Genomic DNA, 12,736 nt, shown 5'->3' with positions numbered 1-12,736 from the left:
TCAGGCTCCCGTCAGAATTTGAAGCCTAAAGTGACGCCGTAGGTCCGGGGTTCCTCCAGATAGGCGCTCCGGGTGAAGCCGACCGGTTCGGTGTTGATGACCGTGCCCGAAAAATGCACCGCATTGGTGATGTTGCGGATATAGGCGTCAATGCTCCAGCGGCCGTTGGCGCTGTCGAACCCAATATTGGCGTTGTAGCGCTGATGCCCCACCTGCACGGCGTTGTCGCGGTTGAAGGGGGTGAAATATTTCTTGCTCTGATGGATGAATTCGCCGCGCACCGACAGCTTGGCGCCGCTGGCAAGGGTGAATTCATAGGTGGGAGCGAAGGTCATCGCGAATTTCGGCGCGGACGGCAGACGGTTTCCCTTGAGATCGACGGTGCCTTCGTCGAGCGTCGTCGGATCGTCGGAGAAAAATTCGTCGAAGGTCGCGTCGAGATAATTGCCGGTCAGGCTGAGCGTCAGGCCATCGACCGGCAGGAAGGTGATCTCCGCCTCGACACCCTTGATCTTGGCGTTGGTCGCATTTTCGACCACCACCAGATTGTTTTCGATCTTGCTGACCTGAAGGTCGGTATATTTGAGGTAGAAGGCCGAAATATTGGTTTGCAGGCGATTGTCGAAAAAGCGGTTCTTGAAGCCGACCTCATAGCTCCAGACCTTTTCAGGATCATAGGCCGCCGTCGTCGCAGTCAGCCCAGCGCCGGGCACCCCGCCGAGGTTGAAGCCGCCGCTCTTGAAACCGCGCGAGACGGTGGCGTAGAGGAGCGCGCCGCCCGCCGTGGTGTAATCGACGCCGAATTTGGGCGTGAAGGCGGAAAAGCCCTCGCTCTCCTGTTCGGTGAAGTTCCAGCCGAACGGCGCGAAGATGCGCGAGTGATCGACGCCGCGCTTTTCATAGCTGTAGCGCGCGCCGACGGTGAAATTGAGATTGTCGATCGCCTCATAGGTGACTTGCGAGAAGGCGGCATAGGCGTCGGTATCGGTCGATCCGCCCAGAAACAGCCGGCCTGATCCATTGCCATCGTCAAAGGCGGGAAAGAACAGCTCGAAATAGCCGTCGCGGATCTTCTCGCGGAAATAGAAAGCGCCCACCAGCCAGGTCAGCCGATCGGTCTTGCCGGACAGTTGCAGTTCCTGGCTGAATTGCCATGCGTCCTCGATCTGGCGGATGCGGGTCCAATCGACCTCGCTATTGTCGAGATCGTTGAACAGCGACCAATATGTATCGCGATAGGACGAGATGCTGCGGAAGCTGACCGAGTCGCTGATGTCATAGGTCACATCGAGACCCACGCCCCAGAATGTCCGGTCGTTGATCGGCATGATATTGTTGTAGATGTCGCGCGTGCGACGGCGCGGCGGGCGGATGCGCAGTTCGTCCTGCGGGTCGCCGAACTGGAAGCCGGCAAGGGCAATGCCGACCGGCATGATCGTGCCGTCCGTATCGTAGAGGAAGCCGAAGATGCTGGCCGGCTTGTTGCGGTCGCGCCCGCCGGGACCGACATAGTGGAAGGGATAATTATTGTCGTCTTCGGTGTGATAGTCGCCCCAAAGACGGACCTTCAGATCATCGCTCGGCAGCCAGTCCAGCGTCGCCCGGAAGGAGCGCAGCTTCTGGTCGTCAATATCCTTGCCCGTCGCCAGATTCTTGCCGAAACCGTCGCGATCATTGGTCTTGACCGCTACGCGCGCGAGGAGCCGGTCGGGCACGATCGGGCCGCTGATCGCGCCTTCAAAGCCGATCCGGCTGTAATTGCCCAAAGTGAGTCGGGCATAGCCGGAAAATTCCTCGGTCGGCCCCTGGTGGATGATGTTGACCGAACCGCCGGTCGCGTTGCGGCCATAGAGCGTTCCCTGCGGCCCGCGCACGACCTCGATCCGTTCGATATCGTAGAATACGCCCGCCGTGGCGGCGGCGCGGGCGAAATAGACGCCGTCGGCGTGGAAGGCCACGCTGGCGTCGGCGCCCGAGGTGATGCTTTCGAGCCCGATGCCGCGGATGTTGACGCGCGCGACGCCGGTCTGCTGCCCGAAGGTCAGGCCGGCGACGTTGAATTGGAGATCTTCATTGCTGTTGATCTGCGCATTGGCGATGGCGTCGCTGGAAAGGCCGGTCACCGCCGCAGGGACGCGCTGAAGATTTTCGCTGCGGCGCTGCGCCGTCACGACGATGTCGGCAAGCCCTTCGGGCGTAGCGGCCTGCTCGTCGGGTTGCGCCGCAGGTGCGGGCGCGCCTGCATCGGCGGCCCATGCCCCCGCTGGCGCGGCCAGCAAAGCCGCCAGCGCGATCGCGGACGTCATCATATGATTATGGATATGCCCCAGCATATTCTCTCTCCCCTCGCCGGCATGTTGATATCGCCGGCTTTACCTGTGTCGTTCGATACTCCACGATAAAACAGCGCGGGGGGCAGCCTGTCTGATCCGATCGTATGAAATAACCCGAAATAGCAGCATAATTGATCTAATCGTCTGGATATGATTATCGCTGGAGACCATTTAATCTGATCGTCGGATAGTATTTTACATCCGCTTTACTGCTATCTCATTGTGGGGCCATATCTCGATCGTAACTGCAAAATTCGCAGTGTTGAGCGGAGAGGCATTATGGCGTTGGAAATCAAGGTTCTGGACCTGGGCGACATCGAACTGGAATCGAGTTTCCTGGTACATGCCCGTAACTGCGGTTCGATCGCGAAAGTATGGACCTTCGGCTATCTGATCCTGGGGGGCGAGGCGCCCGTGCTGGTCGATACCGGCTATCGCAATCTCGAGATCATGGCGCGGCTGGGCATGGTGGCGGTGCAAACCCCCGAGCAAGTTCTGGAACAGCAGTTGGCGATGCACGGCCTGAAATATGGCGACATCAAATATGTCGCGCACACCCATCTGCATATCGACCATGCTGGTAAGGATGATCTGTTCCCGGACAATACGACCGTCGTCGTCAACCGGCGGGAGCTGGAATATGCGGTGTCCGGCCTGATGGGCGCGCAATATCCGCCGGAGGACATCAAGCATCTGATCGACCGGCTGCATACGAAGGATGCGCTGCGCTTGCTGGACCTGGAGATTACGGGCGGCGAGGAGCTGATGCCGGGCGTCATATGCGTGCCCGCCGGCGCGCATACCGAAGGATCGATGAACATCCTGGTCGAAACCGCTGAAGGCATCGCCAATATCTGCGGCGACGTGATCTACGACATCAACGATCAGGTGGTGGAGCCGCTCTATCAGGTGAATGCGTCGGAGCCGGCGACCACGGGCAATCATGGCTGCACGAAGCGCGAGGAGAAGGGGGCGATCAAGAAAGTGCTGAACAGCTGCCGTTTCGTGCTGCCGATGCATGACCGCCCCGCTGTCGTCGATGGCGGCCAAGTGATCGGTCGCCTGCACGATCAGGTGCCCGGGCCGATCATCGGGGCGCTGCCCAAGCGGCAATGGTTCGCGGTATGAGCTGATGGGCGACGACCTCTTTTCGGTGGCGGGAGTCCGCGCCCTCGTCACCGGCGCATCGTCGGGGCTCGGCGAACATATTGCCGGGTTGCTGGCGCAGCGGGGCGCGATAGTGGCCGCTGCGGCCCGGCGCGAGGACCGGCTGGCGGAGCTGGTCGCGCATCATCCGGGCGCGATCACCGCCATCCCAATGGACGTCACCGATCCGCAGTCCGTCATGACCGGTGTCGCCAACGCGCAGGCAGCGCTCGGCGGCCTCGACCTCCTCGTCAACTGTTCGGGCGTCGCCGCCGGCGCCAGCGCGCTTCAGCTTGACGAGGATGACTGGGACCGGGTGATCGACACCAATCTTTCGGGCGCGTGGCGTGTCAGCCGGGCCTTCGGCAAGGCTCTGGTGGCGGCGGACGCACCCGGCGCGATCGTGAATATCGCCTCCATTCTGGGCCTGCGGGTCGCGGGCAACACCAGCGCCTACGCCGCGTCCAAGGCCGGCCTCATCCAGCTGACCCGCGCCATGGCGCTGGAACTCGCGCGGCACCGCATCCGGGTGAATGCGCTGTGCCCCGGCTATGTCGAAACCGATCTCAATCGCGGCTTCTTCGCGTCCGAAGCGGGGGCGCGGATGAAGGCGCGGATACCCACCCGGCTGGGCCAGCCCGCCGATCTGGACGGTCCGCTCCTGTTCCTCGCCTCCGGCGCGTCGGCGCATGTCACCGGCACGGCGCTGGTCGTGGACGGCGGCCATCTTCTTTCCACCCTATAGCGAAAGCAGCATTATATATGGCGACCACGCTCAAGGACGTCCGCCTGGAAGATCGGTTCGAGAGCCGGAGCGGTCCCGTGCTGCTGACCGGCACGCAGGCGCTGATCCGCATGGCGATGCTCCAGCGGGAACTGGACGGCGCCGCTGGCCTCGACACGGCCTGCTACATTTCCGGCTATCGCGGATCGCCGCTGGGCGCGCTCGACCAGCAACTGGCGCAGAGCAAGCGCTACCTCGCGCCGTCCAGCATCGTCTTCAACCCCGGCATCAACGAGGAACTAGCCGCCACCGCCGTGTGGGGCAGCCAGCAGGCGGAAATGCGCGGCCAAGGCGCGCGCGACGGCGTCTTTGCGATGTGGTATGGAAAGGGGCCGGGGGTCGATCGGTCGGGCGACATATTCCGGCACGGCAATCTCGCCGGATCATCGCGCCATGGCGGCGTGCTGCTGCTGCTGGGCGACGATCACACCTGCGAATCCTCCACCACCTGCCACCAGAGCGAATATGCGATGGTCGATGCGATGGTGCCGGTGCTGAACCCGTCCGGCGTCGCCGAGATCATCGACTTCGGTCTTGCGGGATGGGCGCTCTCGCGCTTCAGCGGCTGCTGGGTCGCTCTCAAATGCGTCCATGACACCGTCAGCGCCACCGCGACGGTCGAGCTGGCGCCCGATCGCTATCGCTTCGTCGCGCCCGATGGGCTCGACCTGCCGGCCGACGGGCTCAACATCCGCGCCGGCGATACGCCGCGGGCGCAGGAGGTGCGGCTGCACCGGTTCAAGCTGAAGGCGGCGCAGGCCTGGGCGCGGGCGAACGGACTGGACCGGGTCGTGCTGGACAGCAAGACGCCGCGCCTGTGCGTCGTTACGACCGGCAAATCCTATCTGGACGTGGTGCAGGCGCTCGCCGACCTGTCGATCGACGCCGCGCGCGCCGACCAGCTTGGCCTGCGGGTCTACAAGGTCGGGATGAGTTGGCCGCTGGAGCCCGAAGGCGCGCAGGCGGCGATCGCGGGCGTGGATCAGGTTCTGGTGGTTGAGGAAAAGCGCGGGCTGATCGAGGGGCAGCTCAAGGAGCTGCTGTTCAACCTGCCCGACCGTCCGGTCATCGTCGGCAAGCAGGACGAAGCGGGCCACACGCTGCTGCGGTCCGAACTCGACCTTCAGGCCAATGAGATCGCCGAGGCCATCGGTCTGCGGCTGGCGGCTCTGTCCGGCGACGCCGGACTGGCCGAAGCGGTGCGGCGGCGCTCGGCGGGGCGGGCGCTGGCCGCGCCGTCGACGTCGCCCTTGCACCGCACCCCCTATTTCTGCGCCGGCTGCCCGCATAACAGCTCGACCAAATTGCCCGAGGGCAGCCGGGGCATGGCCGGTATCGGCTGCGCCTGGATGTCGCAGTTCATGGATCGCTCCGTCGACGGCTATACCCAGATGGGGGGCGAGGGCGTCAGCTGGGTCGGCGAAGCGCCCTTCAGCCGGACGTCGCATGTCTTTCAGAATCTGGGCGACGGCACTTATTATCATTCGGGATCGCTCGCGATCCGCGCCGCCGTCGCGGCGGGCACCAACATCACCTACAAGATCCTCTATAATGACGCTGTCGCCATGACCGGCGGGCAGCCGCATGACGGTCCGCTGACCCCTTGGGCGATCAGCCGCCAGGTCGCGGCCGAAGGCGTCGCCCGCATCGTCGTGGTGACGGACGAGCCGGACAAATATGGGCCGGAGGTCGTCTGGGCCGAGGGAACCACCATCCGCCACCGCGCCGATCTGGAAGCGGTGCAGCGCGAATTGCGCGACACACCGGGCGTGACCGCGCTCATCTACGACCAGACCTGCGCTGCGGAGAAGCGGCGGCGGCGCAAGCGGGGCACCTTCCCCGACCCCGCCCGCCGGCTCTTCATCAACGAGGCGGTCTGCGAAGGCTGCGGCGATTGCGGCGTCGCCTCCAACTGTACCGCGCTCATTCCGGTCGAGACGCCTTTGGGTCGCAAACGGGGGATCGACCAGTCCTCCTGCAACAAGGATTATGCCTGCGTCGATGGCTTCTGCCCCAGTTTCGTCAGCGTCATCGGCGGCAAGCCGCGCCGGGCGAGCGTCGGGCTGTCGAAGGGCGCCGACGATCTGCCCGAGCCGATCCTGCCTCGTCTCGACGATGGCTATGCGATCATCGCCTGCGGCGTGGGCGGCACCGGCATCGTCACGATCAGCGCGATACTGGCGATGGCGGCGCATCTGGAGGGCAAGGGGTCGGCCACGCTGGACATGACCGGCATGGCGCAAAAAGGCGGGGCCGTGGTCAGCCATGTGCGGCTCGCCCCCACGCAGGAAGCGATCTCCGCCGTGCGCATCGCCGCCGACGCGGCGCAATTGATGATCGGATGCGATCTGGTGGTCGCCGCGAGCGAGGAAGCGCTGCCCGTGCTGAACCGGGCGACGGGCCAGGCGATCATCAACGATCATCAGGTGATGACCGGCGAATTCACCCGGCATCGCGACCTTGCCTTCCCGGCCGACGCGCTGCTGGACGTCATGGCGGGCAGGGTCGCGCAGGAGCGGATGGAGGTGATCCCGGCGACGACCTTGGCCGAGCGGCTGTTCGGCGACGCAATGGCGACGAACCTGCTGATGCTGGGCGTCGCCTGGCAGCGCGGTCTCATTCCGCTGAGCGCCGACGCGATCGAGCGCGCGGTGACGCTGAACGGCGCCGCCGTCGCCATGAACATCGCCGCATTCCGCGCCGGGCGGCGGCTGGTCGCCTATCCTGAAAGCATATGGGAGGCAGCGGGGCTGGATCGGGCGCCGGGGGACACATCTCTGGCGGCCATTCTGGCGCCGCGCGAGCGGCTGCTCGCCGCCTATCAGAACCTTGGCTATGCCGCCCGTTATCGCGCGCTGGTGGATCGCGTCGCCGAGGCGGAGCAGGCCGCACTGCCGCAATCGACCCGCATCACCGAAGCCGTGGCGCGCAATTACGCCCGCGTCCTTGCCTATAAGGATGAATATGAGGTCGCCCGCCTCTATAGCGACGGGACTTTCGCGCGCGCGCTCGCGGGGGCGTTTGAGGGCAAGGTGACGCTCAAGCTGCATCTCGCGCCGCCGCTGCTGGCCCGGCGGGATCCCACCACCGGCCATCCGCGCAAAATGGCCTTTGGCGGCTGGATGCTACGCCTGTTCCCGCTGCTCGCGAAGATGAAGGGATTGCGCGGCACGGCCTTCGATCCGTTCGGCCATAGCACCGAACGCAAGGCGGAACGGGCGATGATCGCCGCCTATGAGGACACGGTCGCGCACCTGATCGCGGGGAAGCTGGACCGCGACCCCGAACTCGCCGTCGCCCTTGCTTCCTGGCCCGATCAGGTGCGCGGGTTCGGCCATGTAAAGGAAGCGGCGATGCAGGCGGCGGCGCGCGAGCGCGACGCCTTGCTGGCGCGGTGGGCCGATCTCAGCCGTTGATCCGATGATCGGATATTGGGCGCGCGCGCAACAGCCAGAGTGGACCGGCCGTCGCCGGAATGCTATGTGATTGCGGATAAAGACGCGCGGCCTGCCCCGGCGTATCGACGCCGGAGACCGGAACCGCGCAGCAGGAGGATGAGGAACGGTCGTGGGGAACGCCATCCGAGTTAGCCATGCGTCATTCGGCCGCCTCACGATATTGGAGATGGTGGCGGATCTCGTCGTCCACGCCCATGCTCAGGCCCATATTCTGGCACCCATCGGCGGCGACAGCGCCTCGTTCCTGATCGATGGCGTTACCTATCCGGTGGACCGCAACAGCCTGCTGTGCATCAACAGTTGGGAGCCGCATGCCTATCGGACGACCCGACCGGAAGGCAAGACCACCTTTCTGGTTCTCTATATCGAATGCGCCTATCTGGCGCGGCTGACCGATTGCAGCCCGCGCGACAAATTCTTCGCTCAGCCAGTGCTTGAGCGTCAGGGCGCGATTGGCGCGCTGATCGACTCGATCGCGGAACATCTGTCGTCGCCGACGCTTCAGGGCAGCGGCTACATGGAGGATCTGGTCGCAGACCTGTTCGCCAACATCCCGCAGGAGCGCAACGCGCCGCAGCCCGGCCGCTATCCGCGGGATTATCGCATCCGCCGCAGCATCCAGCATATGCTGGAGAATATCGACCGCCGCATCAGCTTCGACGATCTGGCGATGCAGTCCGGCCTGTCGCGCCCGCATTTCTTCGATCTGTTCAAGCAGCAGACCGGCATTACGCCGAACCAATATTGGGATGCCGTGCGGATGGACCGCGCAGTCCGCCAACTGGGCGAGAGCGAGTTGCCGATCCACGACATCGCGTCCAACATCGGCTTCACCGAGCAGACCAACTTCACCCGCTTCTTCCGCTATCATCAGGGTGTGACGCCGAATCATTATCGGCGGGCCTTGCGGGCTGAAGGCCAGGCGCTAAGCCGGAGTTTCGCTCGCGGCTGATGACGGAGAGCTAAGCCCGCGTCTTGCATGACGGACACCCGCCCTGCGCGTCGTTCCCGACGATGGCCTTTCAGCTGTTGAGGCGCTGTACAGAGGCCGGCTGAGCTTTGGATGGTATCGGTTAGGTGCGCAGGGGTCGAACCCCCCCTGGCTCTGGCAACCAGCAGTTTGGCGGACCTACAGGGAGTAGGTTCGAACCAAATTCTGACAGAGCTTGAAGCGTGGAACAAGATTCTTCGGTTCAGCAGTCTCGGCCAAGGAAAGCTCGCGCCAGCGAATGATGGTGAGGATAGCAGCGCCCCGCGCGAAGCTGTCCCGGCTTCGGTGCGGAGGCGACACCGCCGCTGACGGGGGTGCGCGTGAGCAAGCGCAAACGCCCATCGCCATTCTGTCTGCGGCTCACATTTGAGCAACGCGCCAAGCTGGAAGCGGACGCGGCGGGCATGTCGCTCGCGTCCTATATCCATTGGCGGCTGTTCGATCCTGACCAGCCGCCACCACGCCAGCGCGGCAAGGCTCCCGTTAAAGATCAGGAGGCCATCGCCCGCGTTATTGGGTTGCTGGGCCAGTCCCGCATCGCCAACAATCTGAATCAGCTCGCCAAACAAGCCAATCTCGGCACGTTGCCGGTCACGCCCGACACGGAAGCGGCGCTGTTAGAAGCTGCCGCCGACATTTCCGCCATGCGCGACATGCTGGTGCGGGCGCTGGGTCTGGATGCCACGCCATGATCCTGAAAGCATCCCAGCGCGGCGGCGGTAAACAACTCGCCCTTCATCTGCTCAAGATGGAGGAAAACGAGCATGTCGAAATCCACGAAGTGCGCGGCTTCATGGCCGAGTCGGTGACAGGCGCGTTCAAGGAAGCGCAGGCGCTCGCCAGCGGCACGCGCTGCAAGCAATATCTGTTCTCGGTCAGTCTCAACCCGCCCGAAACCGAAAACGTCCGCCCGGAGGTCTTTGAAGGCGCGATAGCGGCGATTGAGGAAAAGCTGGGCCTGCAAGGCCAGCCCCGCGTCGTGGTGTTCCATGAGAAGGAAGGTCGCCGCCATGCCCATGCGGTCTGGTCGCGGATCGACGCGGAAACCATGACCGCCAAGCAGCTCTCATTCTTCAAGGGAAAGCTGCGGGACCTATCGAAACAGCTCTATCTCGATCACGGCTGGAAAATGCCGCAGGGGCTGATGGATTCTAAAGCCCGCGATCCCCGCAATTTCACGCTCGATGAATGGCAACAGGCCAAACGCGCCGGGCTGAACGCTGGCGATCTGCTCGGCATGGTGCAGGACTGCTGGGCGGTATCGGATAGTCGTAGCTCATTCGCCAAAGCGCTTGAGGAACGCGGCCTGTATCTCGCCAAAGGCGACCGGCGCGGCCATGTCGTCGTCACCTATGAGGGCGAAGTCTATGCGCTATCCCGCCTGACCGACCGCAAGGCGAAAGAGGTCACGGCCAAGTTGGGAAAGCCGGACGATCTGCGCTCCGTCGATGAAACCAAGGCGCATATCGGATCGGCCATCGCGCCGCGCCTTGGCGCATATATCACGGAAGCCCGGCGCATTGCCCGCAATGCCATGCAACCGCTGCTCGATCAGCGGCAGGCCATGAAAGAGCGCCATGCCGATGAGCGCAAGCGGCTCGATGAGGGCCAGAAACAACGCTGGAATGCCGAAACCAAGGAACGCGCTAGCCGTCTGCGCGGCGGCTTTATGGGCCTATGGGACCGTCTGACCGGCGACCACGCCAAAACGCAGAAACGGAATGAGATGGAGGCGTTCTGGGGCTTGCAGCGCGACCGTGAACAACGGCAATCGCTGCTGGCCTCGCAACATGCGGATCGTCGTGGCTTGCAAGACCGTATCCGGCAAACCCGCACCCGCCACGCCGAGCAAGTGCTGGCCCTGCATAAGCAGGCCGCGAATTACCGCCTGATGCGCGATGCCCGCGCCCCAGAGGCGCGGCAGGAGTTCAATCGTCAGTCCGGCGCGGAAGCGGCGGCGGCTCCGCGCCACCAGTCCAGCCGGGGACTCGATCTTTCGCGGTGAGGGATGAACGGGCCTCCGGCCCGGTTCTGTGCCAGCCTCGCCAGTCCGCTTTCCATCTTCTCTCTTTTGAATACTGCGCCCATCCGGGCGCTTATGTCGTCAACAATTCCGCTGACGCTGCCTGATTGGTGCAAGGCGTGAAGCCTTCTCCATGTGCATTGCGATCCCCTGATTCCGCTGGGGAGATGCACCCGACACCATGCAACGGACCCGGTTCCTCCAACGCGGCCCAGACGGGCTGCCAACCCAAAGGAGGAAAAGATGTTCAAGCTGACAAGCGACGATCTGCGCCACAAAACCGATGCCGAACTGGCCGCCCTGTTCAACCGTGCCGCCCGCGAAATCTCGGCCCCGCGCCTGACGGTGGCGTTCGCGGAAGCCGCAACCGCCCTGCGCCTGATACGCGCTGAACTCGCCCGTCGCGGCCTGCGAATTAGCTAAGGGAAGCCGCTTCGGGGGCTTCCCTTTCGCTCACCACGGTATGCCGTCATCATCTTCGGCATCCGGCGTGAAGCCATCATCCGGCAGGCTGTAGTTATAGAGCGTTCGCAGCGTGAACATGAAATCAACAAGCCGCGCCAGCGAGACACGCGGCGATCCGCCATCGAACGCACCTCGCGCCTGTTTCGGCGTAAACAGACCATGCCGGATGGCCTCGCCTTCCACGTCCAGCCCAAGGTCGGCGGCGATGCGGCTGCATTCGCCTGCCAGCTCTGCCTTCAGCAATTCAATACGGTAGGGGGTGATTTCGGTCATCAGCGTCTCCTTTGGGTGACGACGCTAGGCGGGCTGGGTTCGGGGAATGGGAAAAACGCCGGACACGAAAAAGGGCGCGGGAATGCCCGCGCCCTTGGATTGATCGCCATGCGGTCAGCGCGTGACCGCGCACGAGCCTTCGAAGTATTCTGCGACCTTCTGGCCATTGGCGTTGATCGTCCAGCCAGCGATCTGGAAACGCGCGTCGTTCAGGTCGAAAAGCAGGCCAAGGTAGCGGGCGCGGCCATCTGCCCCGCGCCAGTCGTGCATGACGACCGGGTTGCCGCCTCTATCTAAACCTAAGAGGGGAACCGCGCCGGTCGGAACAATGCCCGTTCCTGCGACGCTCTGAAAAGCATAGTTATTTGCGCGAAGGTTCAGCCGCGCCGTGAATCGCACGGTATTCCGCGCCGTGTTCGGCGGCATGTCGCTGTCAGCGGGAATGTAGGTCGGCCTGCCCTCACAGCTAAGACCGTATTCCCGCGCCTCGGCGGGCGTGGTGATGATCGCGGCCATCATGGCGGCGGCAATTGGCAATCGTGACATTTAGCGATCTCCCGTCCGGCGGATTGCCGGGGCAAGCGAACGCTAGGGTGGCCGGGGTTCTAAGTTGGGAAGAAGCCAACAAGGCGGTCAGCGGGAATGACGGCTGACATTTCAAGGCTTGCAGGCTAGAGGGGGGTAACTCGGAACAGAGACGGAACACCTCCTTGAACCGGGAGGTGGAAAAATGTCATGTTTCGGGGCCGGAATAGAACCATCGTGACGATGGTAAGGGGATATGAATGAAAAGTTTGCTCGAACAGTTGCCGTCTATCGTATCCGAGGGGAAGCGGGAAGCCGAACGGGCGATTGAGCGAGCTGAAAGCAACTATCGTCTCGGCCTGCAAACCCGCGAGTTGGTTGTGCCCTCGCGCGATAGCAATTGGCGCGATCTTTTTAAGAGGCCTCATGATTCTGCGAGCGAAGAGTCACTCTCGGCTGAACCAAACACGCTAGTCTATGGCGATAACCTCTTGGCAATGGCTGCACTTCTTGCCGGAGGGGAGGGCCGGTCGTCATTCCGAAGCCAAGTTGACCTGATTTATATCGACCCCCCTTATGATAGCAAAGCAGACTATAGATCAACCATAGAAATCCTTGGATCGCAATTCGATCAATCGCCCACTGTTTTAGAACAATTTGCTTATACAGATACATGGGCCGATGGGGTCGTGTCCCACGGGGTGGTGTAGGAACCGTCGATCTACGGCAGGATCGGGT

At 63.3% G+C, this 12,736-nt stretch carries 11 protein-coding genes; 8 read left to right on the top strand and 3 right to left on the bottom strand.

All coding sequences use genetic code 11. The annotated features are described in order from the left end of the window. Window positions 1–11: 11 nt before the first annotated feature. Window positions 12–2,309 carry a TonB-dependent receptor gene (locus tag V2B31_RS05675; protein ID WP_328276259.1) on the bottom strand — a complete coding sequence of 766 codons (2,298 nt, stop codon included), beginning with the start codon at window positions 2,307–2,309 and terminating at the stop codon, window positions 12–14. A 303-nt stretch (window positions 2,310–2,612) separates the two neighbouring features. On the opposite strand from V2B31_RS05675, the gene V2B31_RS05670 reads away from it, so the two are divergent. The 7 genes from V2B31_RS05670 (at window position 2,613) to V2B31_RS05640 (ending at window position 11,158) form a co-directional block, all read left to right on the top strand. Next, entirely contained in the window at window positions 2,613–3,461 is an 849-nt protein-coding gene (locus V2B31_RS05670) for an N-acyl homoserine lactonase family protein (RefSeq protein ID WP_328276257.1), read from the top strand. A gap of 4 nt (window positions 3,462–3,465) precedes the next feature. After that, a complete protein-coding gene (locus V2B31_RS05665) occupies window positions 3,466–4,224 on the top strand; it encodes an SDR family NAD(P)-dependent oxidoreductase (protein ID WP_328276255.1) in 759 nt (252 codons plus the stop codon). A 17-nt stretch (window positions 4,225–4,241) separates the two neighbouring features. Then, window positions 4,242–7,679 (top strand): indolepyruvate ferredoxin oxidoreductase family protein, encoded by a 3,438-nt coding sequence (locus V2B31_RS05660; protein WP_328276253.1) that lies wholly within the window; start codon window positions 4,242–4,244, stop codon window positions 7,677–7,679. A 151-nt stretch (window positions 7,680–7,830) separates the two neighbouring features. Continuing rightward, window positions 7,831–8,673, top strand: a complete 843-nt coding sequence (locus tag V2B31_RS05655) for an AraC family transcriptional regulator (protein WP_328276252.1) — start codon at window positions 7,831–7,833, stop codon at window positions 8,671–8,673. A 359-nt stretch (window positions 8,674–9,032) separates the two neighbouring features. Beyond that, entirely contained in the window at window positions 9,033–9,404 is a 372-nt protein-coding gene (gene mobC / locus V2B31_RS05650; RefSeq protein WP_328276250.1) for a plasmid mobilization relaxosome protein MobC, read from the top strand. Further along, window positions 9,401–10,717 (top strand): relaxase/mobilization nuclease domain-containing protein, encoded by a 1,317-nt coding sequence (locus tag V2B31_RS05645; RefSeq protein ID WP_328276248.1) that lies wholly within the window; start codon window positions 9,401–9,403, stop codon window positions 10,715–10,717. The genes mobC and V2B31_RS05645 overlap by 4 nt, the downstream gene beginning before the upstream one ends. A gap of 261 nt (window positions 10,718–10,978) precedes the next feature. Beyond that, complete coding sequence (locus V2B31_RS05640) at window positions 10,979–11,158, top strand: hypothetical protein (protein ID WP_328276246.1); 180 nt, start codon at window positions 10,979–10,981, stop codon at window positions 11,156–11,158. Between the two features lie 30 nt (window positions 11,159–11,188). On the opposite strand, the gene V2B31_RS05635 is transcribed toward V2B31_RS05640, so the two are convergent. Then, window positions 11,189–11,473, bottom strand: a complete 285-nt coding sequence (locus V2B31_RS05635; RefSeq protein ID WP_328276244.1) for a hypothetical protein — start codon at window positions 11,471–11,473, stop codon at window positions 11,189–11,191. A 114-nt stretch (window positions 11,474–11,587) separates the two neighbouring features. Next, entirely contained in the window at window positions 11,588–11,992 is a 405-nt protein-coding gene (locus tag V2B31_RS05630; protein WP_328276243.1) for a hypothetical protein, read from the bottom strand. Window positions 11,993–12,258: 266 nt separating this feature from the next. Here V2B31_RS05630 and V2B31_RS05625 point away from each other — a divergent pair, with 266 nt between their 5' ends. Next, window positions 12,259–12,708, top strand: coding sequence for a hypothetical protein (locus V2B31_RS05625; protein ID WP_328276241.1), 450 nt, complete (start codon window positions 12,259–12,261; stop codon window positions 12,706–12,708). The last annotated feature ends 28 nt before the right edge of the window (window positions 12,709–12,736 follow it).

The organism is Sphingobium sp., assembly GCF_036170395.1.
Taxonomy (GTDB): Bacteria; Pseudomonadota; Alphaproteobacteria; order Sphingomonadales; family Sphingomonadaceae; genus Sphingobium.
This window is presented reverse-complemented; position numbering and strand designations above follow the sequence as displayed.

Coding starts and splice junctions, on each gene's coding strand:
- V2B31_RS05675 (WP_328276259.1), bottom strand. CDS start 2,309: ATGATGACGTCCGCGATCGCGCTGGCGGCTTTGCTGGCCGCGCCAGCG.
- V2B31_RS05670 (WP_328276257.1), top strand. CDS start 2,613: ATGGCGTTGGAAATCAAGGTTCTGGACCTGGGCGACATCGAACTGGAA.
- V2B31_RS05665 (WP_328276255.1), top strand. CDS start 3,466: ATGGGCGACGACCTCTTTTCGGTGGCGGGAGTCCGCGCCCTCGTCACC.
- V2B31_RS05660 (WP_328276253.1), top strand. CDS start 4,242: ATGGCGACCACGCTCAAGGACGTCCGCCTGGAAGATCGGTTCGAGAGC.
- V2B31_RS05645 (WP_328276248.1), top strand. CDS start 9,401: ATGATCCTGAAAGCATCCCAGCGCGGCGGCGGTAAACAACTCGCCCTT.
- V2B31_RS05640 (WP_328276246.1), top strand. CDS start 10,979: ATGTTCAAGCTGACAAGCGACGATCTGCGCCACAAAACCGATGCCGAA.
- V2B31_RS05635 (WP_328276244.1), bottom strand. CDS start 11,473: ATGACCGAAATCACCCCCTACCGTATTGAATTGCTGAAGGCAGAGCTG.
- V2B31_RS05630 (WP_328276243.1), bottom strand. CDS start 11,992: ATGATGGCCGCGATCATCACCACGCCCGCCGAGGCGCGGGAATACGGT.
- V2B31_RS05625 (WP_328276241.1), top strand. CDS start 12,259: ATGAAAAGTTTGCTCGAACAGTTGCCGTCTATCGTATCCGAGGGGAAG.